Origin of the sequence: Providencia sp. PROV119 (assembly GCF_028482435.1) — a bacterium.
Classification (GTDB): Bacteria; Pseudomonadota; Gammaproteobacteria; order Enterobacterales; family Enterobacteriaceae; genus Providencia; species Providencia stuartii.
This window is the reverse complement of record NZ_JAMPQL010000008.1, coordinates 162,822-179,038: the sequence shown is the minus strand read 5'-3', so window position 1 is coordinate 179,038 and position 16,217 is coordinate 162,822. Positions and strand designations below refer to the sequence as shown.

Genomic DNA, 16,217 nt, shown 5'->3' with positions numbered 1-16,217 from the left:
GCCGCGTTAATGATGCGATTCGACCGCCCCTAGCCATTTTTCCCAACTCGCTAAAACCTGTTCACGCTCAACGACAAACTGGCTGATATCCACTCTACTTGGCAATGATTGCAAAGCAAGATGATGTAATTCATCACGCATAGTCACATACGCCTGAGTTAAAGCATTGGCTTCATTTTCAGGCATCAACGCATGTTGAGCCATAAGTTCAAAGATACGGACATTATCAGACCAACGAGTTAACGATGGGTTTTCAGGTGCGTAGCGTAAAACAAGGTATTGTGCGATAAATTCAATATCGGTAATGCCACCCGGATCAGCTTTCAAATCAAATAGGTTACTTTGATGGCTCCCTAAGTGTTGATGCATTTTCAACCGCATATCACGTACTTGCTGACGTAATGTTTCTGCATCTTGTGGAGTACATAAGGTTTCATGGCGAATACGATTAAACTCTTGTTGTAATCTAGCATCGCCAAATACCATTCTAGCTCGGATCAATGCCTGATGTTCCCATGTCCATGCTTCATTTTTTTGATAATCATCAAAGGCTTCAATGGTACTGACTAACATACCAGACTCCCCTGATGGCCTTAAACGGGCATCCACTTCATACAGTACCCCAGAGGCTGTACGGGTACTAAATAGATGAATAATACGCTGTGCAACACGTAAATAAAATTGCCTTGCGTCTATTGAACGCTCACCATTCGTGACAACCCCGATAGGGCAATCGAATAGAAACACCAAATCCAAATCGGAACTGTAGCCAAGCTCCCAGCCGCCTAATTTCCCATATCCCAATACCGCAAAACCATATTGTTTTTCATCTAATTGAGCAAGATGTGCTGGCTCACCGTAGCGTTTCACCATTTTTTGCCATGCTTGATGAACAACGGCATCAATGATCGCTTCAGCCAAATAGGTTAAATGATCACTGACTTTCATCACTGGCAAGACGCCCGTAATATCTTCCGCAGCAATACGCAATAATTGTGCTTGTTTAAATTGCCTTAATGCCTCTAGCTGTTGCTCTTCATCTTCTTCAGGCACTCGCATTAAATATTGACGCAATTCATCACGATATGCGGTTAAAGGTAGAGGTTGGTAAAGGGACTTCGGATCGAGTAGCTCATCAAGCAATAATGGGTGGCGGGCAAGCTGCTCCGCAATCATTGGGGATGCGGCACATAAGCGAATAACGTGAGTCAATACTTCATCAAATTCAAGCATCAACTCTAAATAGGTTGTTCGGCTAACTATGCTTAATAAAAGTGGTGTTAGACGTTCAACAACTTGCCCTGCATCCGCCCGCTCTCCCACTTTTGCCAATAATTTAGGCATTAATTCATCAAGAACATCTCGCCCACGCGGCCCTATCGTGCGTTTATTGAGGTCGTGACGAAACATCAAAATGCCATGAATGATTTTCTGGGCAACTTCCTCGTCCTGAGAAGGCAAGTAAGGGGCTAACTCCTCTTTAGTAAGCTCTCCTTGCCACAAGGTGATATAGATCTCATCGAAGCTATCTTGACGCTCTTCTTCATCATCCTGACCAATTTGTTCAGTAAAAATATGATGAACCATCGCCATTTTCTGCATGAGTTCTTGATAAAAAGCCTGCCAGTGTTCAAAGCCCATCCCCCAAGCTAAACGGGCTTGATTGAGAGCATCATCTGGTAGAGTCTGGGTTTGCTGGTCATCAATACTTTGCAATAAATTTTCCACCCGCCGTAAAAAGAGATAATTCTCTTGTAGCAGTTCGACTTGCTCGGCAGGAAGCAGTTCAAGCTCTCGAATACCTTTCATGGCTAGCAGTAATGATTGTGATTGCAGTGCCGGTTCGCGGCCGCCACGGATCAACTGAAAAACTTGAGTGATAAATTCAATTTCTCGAATGCCACCAGCCCCAAGTTTAATATTATCGACCAGCCCCCGACGGCGAACCTCTCGCTCAATCATATTTTTCATATTACGTAGCGATTGAATAACACTAAAATCGATATAACGGCGATAGACGAAGGGACGTAGTAACTGACGCAATGTATCTGCATAATGTAGGCTATCTGGCCCCATAATACGTGCTTTAACCATTGCATAACGTTCCCAATCTCGCCCTTGCTCTTGATAATAATCCTCTAAAGCAGAGAAACTGAACACCAAAGGCCCACTGTCACCAAATGGGCGTAAACGCATATCGACACGATAGACAAAGCCCTCAACCGTGACTTGATCGAGGACGCGGATCAACTTTTGTCCTAGACGGGTAAAAAATTGCGCGTTATCTAGCTCTTTGCGTCCACCGCGTGTTACGCCATTTTCGGGATAGGCAAAAATCAAATCGATATCAGAGGAAAAATTAAGCTCTCCACCACCCAATTTCCCCATCCCAAGAACCAGTAATGGCTGTGGGTTACCTTCGCTATCACAAGGCGTTCCCCACGATTGACTATATTGCTGATATAACCAATCTCTTGCGGCAACGATCACGGTTTCCGCTAAATGACTCAGTTGCTGTAAGGTTTCTTTTTCCGAACTGATCTTTAAGGCTTGCATCCAAGCGGCTCTGACTAGCATTTGATGGCGAAATGTCCGCAATACTCGCATCAAATGATCTTCATCTACCACCGATTCCAAATCCTTTCCAAGCCACTGCTCATAATGTTGCCATTCGCTAGGGCTAGGTCGTTGCTCACGGATCTGCTGCAAAAAACGTGAATGCGCTAAAACCTGCTTTAACACAAAGTCACTAAAACTTAGTACGATGGCTTCTTCATCACTCAGAGGCAGTAATTCACTTCCATGATCGGCCAAACGTGCGATAACCCGCTCTCGTTGGCTGTGTAGCAACTCAGGAAAAGGATGCATATCAACACCTTAATGAATATCAGTATATTTCAAGGCAATTAACCACTGCGTGAAAGCCAATTTACATTTTAACCAGCGGCTGCTGTAGCAAAAGGTTTCTGCACTCAGTTTATCATCGGCAAGATCCGCGCGAAGCTGCTCTAAAGGAATATCCTGCACAAACTGGGGGGCAGAGTTGCGATAATGCACCAAAAACGCTTGGACAAAGCGTAAAAAGACATCAAGCCCTTCACGGGCACCCGCCTCATCGGCTAGCCAATAGGCTTCATGCTGTTGGCTTAGCTGCTGCATATGCATCAATGCTTGTTCTATGGGCTGTTGCTCATAATCAAACACCGTTTCTGGCTGTTGCAATGGCGCGCGCTCTGTTTGCATCAATGAATAGCCTCTTGCAGCTTTACTGGTGGAAGAGAGGCGCAAACCATCAATGTCGGCTAGCTTTTTCGCTAAATTCAGTACATCTGCAACGAAACCTTTTTTAAGTTCTAATTCAAATTCTTGAATAGGAAGATCTCGGGAGCCAGCAGAAATTTCCCCCTGATCGAAAACAATTTCGATTTCACTGTCTTCAAATGTCACTAGCCATTTTTCACGGGTAAAATTAGTACTAAAAAGGATCTGTAATTGTGACTGTAATTGCTGGACATCGGTGCCTTCTGGCCAAATTTCGACGGGAAAAGCGGGTAAATTGAGCTCTGGTGCATCAATATCAACATTATATTCAGGACGTTGATGCAATCCGCCAATCACTTGTCCTGCCGTTTTAATGGTCATTTCATAACGACCATCACAACCGCGAATACGCAATCCCATATCCCATTGGCGCAGTTGGCGTGTTTCAGTATCGAAATAGATATTAGTCAGTTTCTTTGGTTCAGTATGTTGGTGGGAAAGTGTCGATAAAAATTGGCGTACTGGCTCAATTGCCGTGGTTTGAGCAGCCAATTTCAGTTCAACTTCTAGGTGGCTCATACATTTCCTTAATTGATAATTTCTCTGCAATTATATTACCCCAATCAGCGCCGAGTGAGAAAACAAAGCGCAAAGAAACCAAAAATTCTATGCTCTCAATTTATTTCAGGTGTTTATGTCAAGAAATGCAAGGAATTATACGCTATATAGTGAGTTAGGATAGTTCCCATTCTGGTTTTACATTTGCACACGCACACTTAACTCTTTAGTATTTGTACTCGTCGTACTTCAAGTTGTCGCAACACGCTGAGTTTTTGTTGACTAAGTCATCCGCGCGAATGGCATCGCTATCTATTTCGCTCACTCACCGTCTAGCCGCAACTCGAATGATCTAGAGTATGTCTACACATATGCCGCATTCATTCACCATAAATAATAGAAAGTAAATACTATGCGAAAAATACCATTATTACTCCTTTCAATCATGGGGCTAAGCCTATCAGTCAGCACCGTTGCCGCTGAAAAACGTTATATTTCTGATGACTTATCAACTTATGTGCATAGTGGGCCAGGAACAAAATATCGGATTGTTGGCACACTCAATGCGGGTGAAAGTGTTGAGCTTATCTCAACGGATGGTAATTTCGCTCAAGTCAAAGACGAACGTGGGCGTACAGTATGGCTTCCAGAAAACCAACTCAGTGACACACCGAGTATGAAAATACGTATTCCTGAGTTAGAAGCCGAAAATCAAAAATTACGTCAGCAACTCGAAAATATTGATAATACGTGGAATACACGCACGGCGGATATGCAACAGCGTGTTGCCGATAACGATAAAATCGTCAACCAATTGAAAGCCGAAAATGAAAAATTGAAAAATGAGCTTATTAAGTCTGGCAAGAAATTAGAAATTGCGGAAGTTAACCTTGATGACCGTCGTCGTGAACTCATATTACAATGGTTTATGTATGGTGGTGGCGTTGCGGGGGCTGGGCTTATTTTTGGTTTGATCCTGCCGCATATTATTCCGCGCCGTAAAAAACGTAATGATCGTTGGATGAGCTAAAAATTAATGATGAAAGTATATCTGGTCGGTGGAGCGGTACGAGATGAACTGCTTGGCCTTCCGGTCTCAGATAGAGACTATGTGGTGGTAGGGTCAACACCTGAAACGATGTTGGCCCAAGGTTTCCAGCAAGTGGGGAAAGACTTCCCGGTATTTCTTCACCCTCAAACCCATGAAGAGTACGCTCTAGCAAGAACTGAGCGCAAAACAGGCGCAGGGTATACTGGATTCAGTTGCTATTCCGCCCCAGACGTGACCATTGAAGATGATCTTCTACGCCGTGATCTCACTATCAATGCCATCGCTAAAGATGACCAAGGACAGTTGACCGATCCCTATAATGGGGTCGATGACTTAAAGGCGAGAGTCTTACGTCATGTGTCTGAGGCATTTGCTGAGGATCCACTACGCGTTTTACGCGTAGCGCGTTTTGCCGCTCGTTACGCTGAACAAGGTTTTCATATTGCCCCCGAAACCCTATCGTTAATGCAAACCATGACGGCATCTGGTGAACTTACTCATCTAACCGCTGAACGTGTTTGGGCAGAAACCGAAAAAGCCTTGAAGTCCAAATCACCGCAGGTCTACTTTGAGGTACTCCGTCAATGTGGGGCCCTTGCCGTGCTATTTCCCGAAATCGATAATTTGTTTGGCGTGCCAGCTCCTGCCAAATGGCACCCAGAAATTGATACGGGGATACACACCCTAATGGTGTTACGTATGGCCGCCCAACTTTCCACTGATGTTGATATTCGCTTCTCTGCACTGTGCCACGATGTCGGTAAGGCACTCACTCCCAAAACTATCTGGCCTAGCCATCCTCATCATGGCGAAGCTGGCATTGCCCTAATCGATAACTTGTGTGATCGCTTAAAAATTCCTAATAGCGCGAGGGAGCTTGCACGCCTAACCGCTCGTTTCCATGATAAAATTCATGTCATAAATCGATTAACAGCCCAAGAGCTGGTTCAATTATTTGATGGATTAGACAGTTGGCGTAAACCTGAGCGAATAGCCCAATTGGGGGTGATTAGTGAAGCTGATGCGCGTGGTCGCGCTGGCTTTGAACAGCAAGCGTATCCACAAGCGGAGTTTTTTCGCCAAGCTTTTCATGTTGCCCAAACGGTTAGCGTTAAGCCTATTGTTGAGCAAGGGTTTCAAGGTCCCAAAATCCGAGAAGAGCTGACTCGCCAACGCATTGAACAGATTGAACAGTGGCTGCAACAGCAAACACTGTTACCTATTAATGCCTAACCGATAGTTGGCGGCGATACACCGCCCTATCTTTCTTTTCAGTTTTAAGCGGGTCTAGTGCCTCTTTCAATAATAACCCCCACACTTTTCGCCCGCACAACTGCGCCTGGCTTAGCAACTTTAATGCGTACCCAAGGGCAACAAAAATGACCTAATAGAAGTTGAGCGACTTCTTCCGCGACACGTTCTACTAAGCCAAATTTGTTTTTACTGACATGATCCATAATGGCTTGGCTAATTTGCGCGTAATCGAGACAATCGGTGACATTATCGCTCCTTGATGCTCGTTTGTTATCCCATCCCATTTCGATATCGAGCACGAGTTTCTGCTCAATTTTTTGTTCCCAGTCATATACACCAATGGTGGTGATGACTGATAATTGTTCAATAAATACGATATCCATCACGTCATTTTCTCGTTTATGTGCTGAATTGATACCACTTCATGGAAAATATGCGTATTATCCAATGAGTGAAATAAATTGTGTATATATACCCCAACTGTTTTGGAGTTTGCTATGAGTGCAACCGCGCTTGGCATGATAATCTTTGCCTACCTTTGTGGCTCAGTTTCAAGTGCTATACTGATCTGCCGATTGGCAAGATTGCCCGACCCTCGTCAACACGGCTCAGGTAACCCTGGAGCAACCAACGTCTTGCGCGTCGGCGGTAAATTAGCCGCAGCCGCAGTGCTCATTTGTGACGTCCTAAAGGGGATGATCCCGGTTTGGTTGGCTTATTATCTAAAAGTTCCTCCATTCTATCTTGGCTTTGTCGCGATTGCAGCTTGTCTGGGACATATTTACCCCGTTTTCTTCCGTTTTAAAGGCGGGAAAGGTGTCGCAACGGCATTTGGCTCTATCGCCGCTATCGGCTGGGATCTTTCTGGCTTAATTGCGGGCACTTGGTTACTCACGGTACTTCTTAGCGGCTACTCTTCATTAGGTGCCATTATCGGTGCACTACTTGCCCCATTCTATGTTTGGTGGTTTAAGCCCGAGTTCACCTTCCCTGTGGCGATGCTCTCCTGCCTCGTCTTAGTGCGCCATCATGGTAATATTCAACGTTTATGGCGCGGGCAAGAAAGCCGTATTTGGCAAAAGCTCAAAAATAAGAAACAAAAAACCCCGAAAGAAATCGCTCAAGAAGCAAAAGAGCAGGAACAAGAAGATTAATATTAAGAGGCTGTCATAACAGCCTTTTTTATGCTTTCAACATAATTGACCTACTCCTATCCAAACTCTGTACCAAACTTAAGTGATATTGCGGGTAAAAATCAGATAAACATCAAATTATTATAAATAATGCCTAATGATAATTTGAAATAAGTCGAAATATACCATTGAGAAACTCAACAATTATAATGGTGTATTTATGACGAGCATTCCCTTTATTACACAAAACGAATATCAATTAGAAGACGATACCACACTGATGACCACGAGTGATTTGGATGGCAATATCACTCACGCAAACGATGACTTTATTAAAGTAAGTGGTTATTCACTCTTGGAACTGATGAACCAACCTCATAACATCATTCGCCACCCTGATATGCCTAAAGCAGCCTTTGCGGACATGTGGAGTACCTTAAAAAAGGGGGAGCCATGGACTGGTATTGTAAAAAATCGCCGTAAAAACGGTGATCACTATTGGGTTAGAGCCAATATTTGCCCAATGATGAGAGAAGGTGTTATCACGGGTTATATGTCGATTCGAACAAAAGCCTCACGAGAAGAAATCGCCAGTGCTGAGCCGCTCTATCGGGCATTAAACCAAGGGCGCCCCCCTCATAAATTACATAAAGGCCTCGTGTTAGCAAAGCACTGGTTTGGACAATACCCTGCGCTGTCGATACGTTGGCGTATTCGATTACTGATGATCCTATTATTTACGGGTTGGATAAGCGTTGCTGCACTCTCGGGCCTACAAGGCTTGTCTTTTCTTCACGCAACCGTTCTCACCTTAATCACCTTATCCGCTAGCAACGTTTTACTTGAACGTATGGTGGCGAAGCCTATCGAAAATGTTGCTAGACAAGCCCTTGATGTGGCAAGAGGCGAGCGCCACAGTATCAGCCATCTTCATCGTGTTGATGAAATTGGGATGATATTACGATCTATTGGTCAACTCGGATTAGTGTGCCGGTGGTTAACCAACGACGTGTCTTACCAAATCAGTAATGTGCACAACGAGAGTGAACTATTAGTTAACGATTGTGATGAACTAGAACAGCATACCCAAAAAACAGTGGGCTATGTGCAACAAACGGTAGCGGCGATGAATCAAATGTCAGTGTCCGTACAAATGAACGCAGATAATACAATACAGGCGGATAAACTCTCTAGTCAGACAAGTGAAACCGCAATTCATGCCGCGGAAGCCATGAAAAATGTTGTCCAAACCATGGATGAAATTGTTCACAGTACGAATAAAATCAACGCTATTACCGATGTGATTAAAACGATCGCTTTTCAAACCAATATATTGGCCCTTAATGCCGCTGTTGAAGCAGCTCGAGCAGGAGAGCAAGGAAAAGGTTTTGCGGTTGTTGCAGATGAAGTGCGTAGCCTTGCCAGCCGAAGTGCGAGCGCCGTAAACGATATTCGTGACCTTATTGATGACTGTGAAAACAAAGTACATTCAGGCAAATTGCACGTACACACCACGGGAGATACATTGCAAGAAGTGGTCAAGCAAGTACAGGATGTCACCCAACTGATCAGCCATATCAGCAACGCAACTTCCGAACAAGCAGCCGGACTCACTGAAATCACACAGGCCGTCTTTGAACTCGAATCCATCGCCCAGAAAAATACCGTGTTAGTCGAACAAAGTGCTAATGCCTCTGAGGTCGTCAAAAAACATGCGATAAGATTGGATGATGCGATAACTATTTTGCACTAAATCACCGTTTCTGGATCTAAAAAAGAAAACGAGATATCGGGAGACAATAAATTAGCGGCGACTCAATTGACAATAAATGGGCCGCCGCGCTAATCACACTTTCGATACTATTCGCGAGTTTCGACTAATGGTGGAAGCTCCGCTAATGGCCAACGCGGGCGCACTGTAACGCCTAAGCCTGTTGTCGCGCCGCCTTTTAAGCGGATCAGCCCCGCTAATGCAATCATCGCACCATTATCAGTACAGAACTCTGGGCGTGCATAAAACACCTCCCCCCCACGCTGCTTTAGCACCTCTTCCATTTTAGCGCGTAGTGTACGATTGGCACTCACTCCCCCCGCCATAACTAGGCGTTTAAAACCGGTTTGTTCAAGTGCACGCTTGCATTTTATGGCTAATGTATCCACTACGGCATCTTCGAAAGCGCGTGCAATATCTGCGCGAGTTTGCTCATCATCCGCATTTTCCCGAATGGTATTAGCGGCAAAGGTTTTCAGCCCTGAAAAGCTAAAATCAAGCCCTGGTCGGTCGGTCATTGGTCGAGGGAAAACAAAACGACCTTCTGTGCCTTGTTGTGCCATACGCGATAACACTGGCCCCCCCGGATAATCTAACCCGAGTAGTTTTGCTGTTTTATCAAATGCTTCACCCGCGGCATCATCAATAGACTCACCGAGTAATTCATATTCACCAATACCAGTCACACTAATTAGCTGGGTATGCCCCCCTGACACTAATAAAGCAACGAATGGAAACTCAGGGCTTTTTTCCTCCAGCATCGGTGCTAGTAAGTGCCCTTCCATATGATGAACAGCAACAGCAGGAACGCCCCATGCAAAGGCTAGCGAACGTCCCACGGTGGCACCAACCATTAAAGCGCCTACAAGCCCCGGCCCCGCTGTATAAGCGACCGCATCAATATCGGCACTCGTAAGATTGGCTTGTTTAAGCGCGGCCTGAATGAGTGGAACCGTTTTGCGAATATGATCGCGAGAGGCCAATTCAGGAACCACGCCACCGTAGTCAGCATGAACTTTTATTTGGCTATATAATTGATTAGCTAATAGACCGGCCTTATCATCGTAGATTGCGATCCCGGTTTCATCGCAGGATGTTTCGATACCTAAAACGCGCATTGCACTACCCTTGTTTGTTGCATGAGCCAAAGTCTATCATTAAATTCAGGCTATCGTATAATTTATGATGCCAAAAGGCTGACTTTTCCTGTTGTATAGTCTATAATCAGTGCCCTGTAATAAATTTCGTGTGGCTAATTTTCATTATTACCTAAACTCGCTGTTTTTTTCATCAAAAAAACAACGAAATGGTAATCTTGTGTGTTTCAATTTTATACGGCACTTTACAAACCCGTACTCATTGAAGTAAAATTCCGCACCATTTTAAATGACGGCTGGTGGAATAAAGCCAGCAACAACCCGATTTCTATTGAGGTGAGAGGCACATGCCGGTAATTAAAGTACGTGAAAACGAGCCATTCGACGTTGCATTACGTCGTTTCAAACGTTCCTGCGAAAAAGCAGGAGTCTTAGCTGAAGTTCGTCGTCGTGAATTCTATGAAAAACCAACGACTGAGCGTAAACGCGCTAAAGCATCTGCTGTTAAGCGTCACGCTAAGAAACTGGCTCGCGAAAACGCACGCCGTACTCGCCTGTACTAATTGGTCGCGGTAACCACCGCAATCATCACAGGCAGTATTAGTAAGCAGTTAAAGGCCGTGCTTTCCTGAGGGAAGCGCGGCTTATTATCGTTCATCAACAGGCGAAAAGAGGCTTATGGCTGGACGAATCCCGCGTTCATTTATCAATGATTTGTTAGCGAGAACCGACATCATCGATTTAGTCGATGCAAAAGTCCCGTTAAAGAAACAGGGTAAAAATCATCACGCGTGCTGTCCGTTCCATAACGAAAAAACACCATCTTTCACGGTGAACAGTGAAAGGCAGTTTTATTACTGCTTTGGCTGTGGTGCACATGGTAATGCGATCGATTTCTTGATGAATTACGACAAACTCGATTTTGTTGAAGCCATCGAAGAATTATCCGCCTTACATGGCCTTGATGTTCCTTATGAAACGGGAACTGGCACAAGCCAAATTGAACTTCATCAACGGCAAAATCTGTATCAGTTGATGGAGAAAATAAACCATTTTTACCACGCTGCCTTAAATCATCCATCGGCAAGTAAAGCCAAAGATTATTTAAGCCAACGTGGTTTATCGGCTGACGTTATTGAGCATTTCTCGATAGGTTTTGCCCCTGTCGGATGGGACAACCTGCTCAAAAAATTTGCCGTAAACCCAGAAAGTCGCAAACAGCTTGATGATGCAGGTATGTTAGTGACGAATGATAGTGGCCGTACCTATGACCGTTTCAGGGAACGGGTAATGTTCCCCATTCGAGATCGTCGTGGGCGTGTTATCGCTTTTGGTGGGCGTGTTTTAGGTGACGCATTACCGAAATACCTAAACTCACCGGAAACCGATATTTTCCATAAAGGCCGGCAGCTATTTGGCCTCTATGAAGCAACGCAACACAACAGTGAACTTGATAAATTACTGGTTGTTGAAGGCTATATGGACGTTGTTGCATTGGCACAATACGGTATCCGTTATGCGGTTGCCTCACTTGGAACCTCAACAACCTCTGAACATATTCAGTTGCTCTATCGTTCAACAGATACGGTTATTTGCTGTTATGACGGCGACCGTGCTGGGAGAGAGGCAGCTTGGCGAGCCCTTGAAAATGCATTGCCCTATTTGACCGATGGTCGTCAATTACGGTTTATGTTTTTACCTGATGGCGAAGACCCTGATTCTTTAGTTCGCAAAGAAGGTAAAGAAGCATTTGAATTACGAATGAATGACGCACAAACATTATCGTCATTTCTATTTGATTCACTCGTGCCACAAGTTGACTTAAAAACACAGGAAGGACGAGCAAAATTTAGTAAGCTCGCCATCCCTTTGATAAAACAAATACCTGGTGAAACATTGCGCCTATATATGGCTCAAGAGCTAGGAAATTTTATTGGTATACCGGATATTTCTCAGGTTCTTGCTATGATTGATAGAGAGAATGCAGAACCGGTAAATTACCAAGCACCGAAATTAAAACCAACCACAATGCGTATTTTAATCGCGTTGTTGGTACAGAATCCGAGTTTTTCGGAATTCGTTCCCTCGCTAGAGGGGATAGCCCATATCCAAATGCCGGGGCTTTCTCTATTTCAGGAATTGGTTGATGTTTGCCGTTCCACCCCTGGTATGACGACTGGGCAGTTGCTTGAGCTGTATCGTGACAATAAATTCGCGAGTCAACTTGAAAAACTGGCAACTTGGAACGATATAGAAATAGAGGAGATAGCGGAAAAGACATTTAAAGATGCTTTAAACCATCTATTTAATAGCGCGCTTGACGAGCGTTTTGACTACTTGATAGCCAAAGAACGAACTGAAGGGCTGACCCCAGAAGAGCGCGCAGAAGTCCGCCTAATCACGCTTTCACGTGTGAAGACATAACTGAATACCAAACGGCTTAAGTGCCGATTTACTAAAGGCAAATGCCTGTAAAATGCTACGATTTTAAAGGGGCGTAGCGTAATAATAAAAATCCCCTTTGAATGTTCTTGTTGGCCGATTGTTTCGCCGACCGACACCAATCTAAATACTCAGAAGTGTGGATACCGTCTTATGGAGCAAAACCCGCAGTCGCAGCTTAAGCTACTCGTAACCAAGGGTAAAGAGCAAGGTTACTTAACCTATGCTGAGGTCAACGACCATCTGCCGGAAGATATCGTCGATTCAGATCAGATTGAAGATATCATCCAGATGATTAATGACATGGGCATCCAGGTCATGGAAGAAGCACCTGACGCCGATGATTTGATACTGGCTGAAACCACATCCGACACGGATGAAGATGCGGCAGAAGCTGCAGCACAAGTTCTATCCAGTGTTGAAAGTGAAATTGGTCGTACTACAGACCCTGTGCGCATGTATATGCGTGAAATGGGAACGGTCGAACTCTTAACCCGTGAGGGTGAGATCGACATCGCAAAACGTATTGAAGATGGCATAAACCAAGTTCAATGCTCTGTTGCAGAGTACCCTGAAGCCATCACTTATCTCCTTGAACAGTATGATCACGTCGAGGCAGGCGAAAGCCGTTTATCCGACCTGATCACCGGTTTCGTCGACCCTAACGCTGAGGAAGATCTCGCACCAACTGCAACACACGTTGGCTCTGAACTTCCACAAGAAGAGTTAGATAAAGACGACGATGAAGACGAAGATGATGAAGACGGCGATGACAGCGATAGCGATGATGATAACAGCATCGATCCTGAACTAGCCCGTGAAAAATTCAGCGAATTGCGCGCGCAATACGAAAAAACACGTCAGCACATTAAGCAATTTGGTCGTAACAATGCACAAACCGCACAAGCGATTGAAGAGCTTTCTGAAGTCTTCAAACAGTTCCGCTTAGTGCCAAAACAATTTGACTATCTGGTCAATAACATGCGTGAAATGATGGATCGCGTTCGCCTTCAAGAGCGTACCATCATGAAACTGTGTGTTGAACAGTGCAAAATGCCTAAGAAAAACTTCATCACGCTATTTAGCGGTAATGAAACCAGTGAAACTTGGCTAACAGCCGCCAAAGCGATGAACAAGCCTTGGTGTGAAAAGCTGGTTGAAGTTGAAGAAGAGATTTTGCGTTGTCTGCAAAGATTACGTCAAATTGAAGAAGAAACAGGCCTGACTATTGAGCAGGTGAAAGATATCAACCGTCGCATGTCTATTGGTGAAGCCAAAGCTCGCCGTGCGAAAAAAGAGATGGTTGAAGCGAACTTACGTCTGGTTATTTCGATCGCGAAAAAATATACCAACCGTGGTTTGCAGTTCCTTGACTTGATCCAAGAAGGGAATATCGGTCTGATGAAAGCGGTTGATAAGTTTGAATATCGCCGTGGTTATAAATTCTCGACCTATGCAACTTGGTGGATCCGTCAGGCAATTACGCGTTCTATCGCAGATCAGGCTCGTACCATCCGTATTCCTGTTCACATGATTGAAACCATCAATAAATTGAACCGTATCTCTCGTCAGATGCTACAGGAAATGGGCCGTGAACCTTCACCAGAAGAGTTAGCGGAACGCATGATGATGCCGGAAGATAAGATCCGTAAGGTACTGAAAATAGCTAAAGAGCCTATCTCTATGGAGACGCCAATTGGTGATGATGAAGATTCACATCTCGGCGATTTCATTGAAGATAATACTTTAGAACTGCCATTAGACTCAGCAACTTCAGAAAGTCTACGTTCGGCAACTCATGAAGTATTAGCTGGCTTGACTGCACGTGAAGCAAAAGTACTGCGTATGCGTTTTGGTATCGATATGAACACTGACCACACGCTAGAAGAAGTGGGTAAACAGTTCGATGTTACCCGTGAGCGTATCCGTCAGATCGAAGCAAAAGCACTGCGTAAATTGCGTCATCCAAGCCGCTCAGAAGTTCTACGTAGCTTCCTTGACGAATAATTCAGTCTTTAAACACCTGCTTCGGCAGGTGTTTTTTTATTCGCCTAATTAGTACATTAAATGTTCACTTTTCGACGTTTAACAATCAACCATAGCGTGAAAACCACAACACCCGCCCCACCTATCATCGCCACATTAAACCCTGATGTCATTGCTGCTCGAACAGCTTGAGCAACATAAGGCAAAGTAACTGATGAAGTATTATTAATAAGTAAACTGACTTCTTGAGCAGGTACGGTTGCCATTAACACTTCATCATGCTGTAATTGATTGAGTGCTTGATGCGTCATTAATGTCCCTAATAGTGCAATCCCCAATGTCATACCTGTTTGCCGTAACGCATTCATCACCGCGGAGGCAACCCCTGAATAGGCTTTATCAACACTCCCCATAATCAAAGCTCCTATCGCCGGTGTCGCCATTCCCATCCCAGCCCCCAGCACAAATAAAAGCAAAGCAATAACCGTATAAGCCGTATCTGCATTCACCAAACCAAGCGCAGTAGATGTTAGTGCAATAAGCAAAAACCCTAAAATCATTAAATTTCTGACACTCGTCAATCGAGTCAAGTGACCGAAAGAGAAAGAAAATAGTGCCATGGCAACAAATTCAGGAGCCATACGCAATCCAGCCTCAAAGGCTCCCCAGCCCTGCCCTTTTTGTAGAAATAAGGCGATAAAAAATACATTGCTGTAGGTCGCAAAACCAAGCGTAAAAGAGGCCACGTTATATTGAAAAAAGTATTGATTAGTTTTAAACAAAAAGATGGGAAATAAAGGCTTTGCGACTTTCATTTCGACTATCACAAAACTGATCAAAGCGAGAAAACCTACAGTTAATCCCCCTATCGTCATAACGCTTCCCCACCCTTGCGCTCCTGCTTCAATTAAGCCATATGTGACACCCGCAAGCGCAACAATACTCAAGCATTGGCCTAATGGATCAAAGGCGGCTTTCTCGGGATCTGCACTTTCATCAATGCCTATCCAACCCAACAACAAAGTGACTATTCCAAGAGGAAGATTAATTAAAAAGATCGTTGGCCAATCAAACAGTTCAACTAATAACCCGCCTAAAATAGGACCAATTATCAATGACAATGCACTCACAGCAGACCAGATCCCAATTATCTTCACTCGCTCAATATCATTCAAAAATGCTTGGGTAATAATAGATAAAGCTCCGGGGATCAGTGCTGCTGCCGCAATGCCTTGGGTCACTCTTCCCCAAATCAGCATATTTGTTGTCGTCGCTATCGCGCAAAGGGCAGAGCCAAGTGTAAAAATGGCGATCCCTGCTAGCCACACTTTTTTACGCCCATAACGATCACTAATCGGCCCCACAGACAAAATCAATGCAGATAAACAAAGCGCATAAGCATCAATGATCCACTGGAGCATTCCCATATCAGCATTGAGATCCCGTTGAATTGCAGGTAATGCAACATTGACGATGCTGATATCTAATGTCGCCATAAACGTGCCTAAACAGACGGCAGAGATCAAAAAAAGACGTTTCATTATTCTCACCTTCCCATCAAATGATGCCTTTATCATAATTATCGACCGACCGACGGTCAATAATAAATGAGATTGAATATCATTTAATGCTAGGGATCAATAAGATCACGCCTGTGGGTTTAA

Annotated in this window: 12 protein-coding genes; 7 read left to right on the top strand and 5 right to left on the bottom strand. The window is 44.4% G+C overall.

Features of this window, described 5'->3' with window-relative positions; genetic code table 11:
- Positions 1–6 precede the first annotated feature (6 nt).
- Both glnE and PSF11_RS10180 read right to left on the bottom strand, forming a co-directional pair.
- On the bottom strand, positions 7–2,868 hold the full coding sequence (gene glnE / locus PSF11_RS10185; protein ID WP_053109743.1) for a bifunctional [glutamate--ammonia ligase]-adenylyl-L-tyrosine phosphorylase/[glutamate--ammonia-ligase] adenylyltransferase: 2,862 nt from the start codon (positions 2,866–2,868) through the stop codon (positions 7–9).
- A gap of 9 nt (positions 2,869–2,877) precedes the next feature.
- A complete protein-coding gene (locus tag PSF11_RS10180; RefSeq protein ID WP_004925160.1) occupies positions 2,878–3,840 on the bottom strand; it encodes a CYTH domain-containing protein in 963 nt (320 codons plus the stop codon).
- A gap of 391 nt (positions 3,841–4,231) precedes the next feature.
- Between PSF11_RS10180 and PSF11_RS10175 the strand changes: the two genes are divergently transcribed.
- A complete protein-coding gene (locus PSF11_RS10175; RefSeq protein WP_014657632.1) occupies positions 4,232–4,849 on the top strand; it encodes a TIGR04211 family SH3 domain-containing protein in 618 nt (205 codons plus the stop codon).
- A 9-nt stretch (positions 4,850–4,858) separates the two neighbouring features.
- Positions 4,859–6,103 (top strand): multifunctional CCA addition/repair protein, encoded by a 1,245-nt coding sequence (locus tag PSF11_RS10170; RefSeq protein WP_272682789.1) that lies wholly within the window; start codon positions 4,859–4,861, stop codon positions 6,101–6,103.
- Between the two features lie 44 nt (positions 6,104–6,147).
- On the opposite strand, the gene folB is transcribed toward PSF11_RS10170, so the two are convergent.
- Positions 6,148–6,507 carry a bifunctional dihydroneopterin aldolase/7,8-dihydroneopterin epimerase gene (folB, locus tag PSF11_RS10165; RefSeq protein WP_004925173.1) on the bottom strand — a complete coding sequence of 120 codons (360 nt, stop codon included), beginning with the start codon at positions 6,505–6,507 and terminating at the stop codon, positions 6,148–6,150.
- Positions 6,508–6,621: 114 nt separating this feature from the next.
- Here folB and plsY point away from each other — a divergent pair, with 114 nt between their 5' ends.
- Both plsY and PSF11_RS10155 read left to right on the top strand, forming a co-directional pair.
- A complete protein-coding gene (gene plsY, locus PSF11_RS10160; RefSeq protein ID WP_014657630.1) occupies positions 6,622–7,278 on the top strand; it encodes a glycerol-3-phosphate 1-O-acyltransferase PlsY in 657 nt (218 codons plus the stop codon).
- Between the two features lie 199 nt (positions 7,279–7,477).
- On the top strand, positions 7,478–9,010 hold the full coding sequence (locus PSF11_RS10155) for a methyl-accepting chemotaxis protein (protein WP_040132438.1): 1,533 nt from the start codon (positions 7,478–7,480) through the stop codon (positions 9,008–9,010).
- 107 nt (positions 9,011–9,117) lie between these two features.
- Here PSF11_RS10155 and tsaD read toward each other — a convergent pair whose 3' ends face one another.
- The gene (gene tsaD, locus PSF11_RS10150) at positions 9,118–10,146 is read right to left on the bottom strand and encodes a tRNA (adenosine(37)-N6)-threonylcarbamoyltransferase complex transferase subunit TsaD (RefSeq protein ID WP_004925183.1); all 1,029 of its coding nucleotides are present in this window, start codon (positions 10,144–10,146) and stop codon (positions 9,118–9,120) included.
- 326 nt (positions 10,147–10,472) lie between these two features.
- Here tsaD and rpsU point away from each other — a divergent pair, with 326 nt between their 5' ends.
- From rpsU to rpoD, 3 genes are all read left to right on the top strand, one after another.
- Positions 10,473–10,688 (top strand): 30S ribosomal protein S21, encoded by a 216-nt coding sequence (rpsU, locus tag PSF11_RS10145; protein ID WP_001144069.1) that lies wholly within the window; start codon positions 10,473–10,475, stop codon positions 10,686–10,688.
- Between the two features lie 115 nt (positions 10,689–10,803).
- A complete protein-coding gene (gene dnaG, locus PSF11_RS10140; RefSeq protein ID WP_004925191.1) occupies positions 10,804–12,549 on the top strand; it encodes a DNA primase in 1,746 nt (581 codons plus the stop codon).
- A 117-nt stretch (positions 12,550–12,666) separates the two neighbouring features.
- Positions 12,667–14,574: an RNA polymerase sigma factor RpoD gene (gene rpoD, locus PSF11_RS10135; RefSeq protein WP_120752680.1), complete on the top strand. Its 1,908-nt coding sequence runs from the start codon at positions 12,667–12,669 to the stop codon at positions 14,572–14,574.
- 56 nt (positions 14,575–14,630) lie between these two features.
- On the opposite strand, the gene PSF11_RS10130 is transcribed toward rpoD, so the two are convergent.
- A complete protein-coding gene (locus tag PSF11_RS10130) occupies positions 14,631–16,094 on the bottom strand; it encodes an MFS transporter (RefSeq protein ID WP_072502817.1) in 1,464 nt (487 codons plus the stop codon).
- Positions 16,095–16,217: the final 123 nt, after the last annotated feature.

Bases quoted from the DNA above. Each gene is read 5' to 3' on its own strand.
- glnE (WP_053109743.1), bottom strand. From the start codon at position 2,868: ATGCATCCTTTTCCTGAGTTGCTACACAGCCAACGAGAGCGGGTTATC.
- PSF11_RS10180 (WP_004925160.1), bottom strand. From the start codon at position 3,840: ATGAGCCACCTAGAAGTTGAACTGAAATTGGCTGCTCAAACCACGGCA.
- PSF11_RS10175 (WP_014657632.1), top strand. From the start codon at position 4,232: ATGCGAAAAATACCATTATTACTCCTTTCAATCATGGGGCTAAGCCTA.
- PSF11_RS10170 (WP_272682789.1), top strand. From the start codon at position 4,859: ATGAAAGTATATCTGGTCGGTGGAGCGGTACGAGATGAACTGCTTGGC.
- folB (WP_004925173.1), bottom strand. From the start codon at position 6,507: ATGGATATCGTATTTATTGAACAATTATCAGTCATCACCACCATTGGT.
- plsY (WP_014657630.1), top strand. From the start codon at position 6,622: ATGAGTGCAACCGCGCTTGGCATGATAATCTTTGCCTACCTTTGTGGC.
- PSF11_RS10155 (WP_040132438.1), top strand. From the start codon at position 7,478: ATGACGAGCATTCCCTTTATTACACAAAACGAATATCAATTAGAAGAC.
- tsaD (WP_004925183.1), bottom strand. From the start codon at position 10,146: ATGCGCGTTTTAGGTATCGAAACATCCTGCGATGAAACCGGGATCGCA.
- rpsU (WP_001144069.1), top strand. From the start codon at position 10,473: ATGCCGGTAATTAAAGTACGTGAAAACGAGCCATTCGACGTTGCATTA.
- dnaG (WP_004925191.1), top strand. From the start codon at position 10,804: ATGGCTGGACGAATCCCGCGTTCATTTATCAATGATTTGTTAGCGAGA.
- PSF11_RS10130 (WP_072502817.1), bottom strand. From the start codon at position 16,094: ATGAAACGTCTTTTTTTGATCTCTGCCGTCTGTTTAGGCACGTTTATG.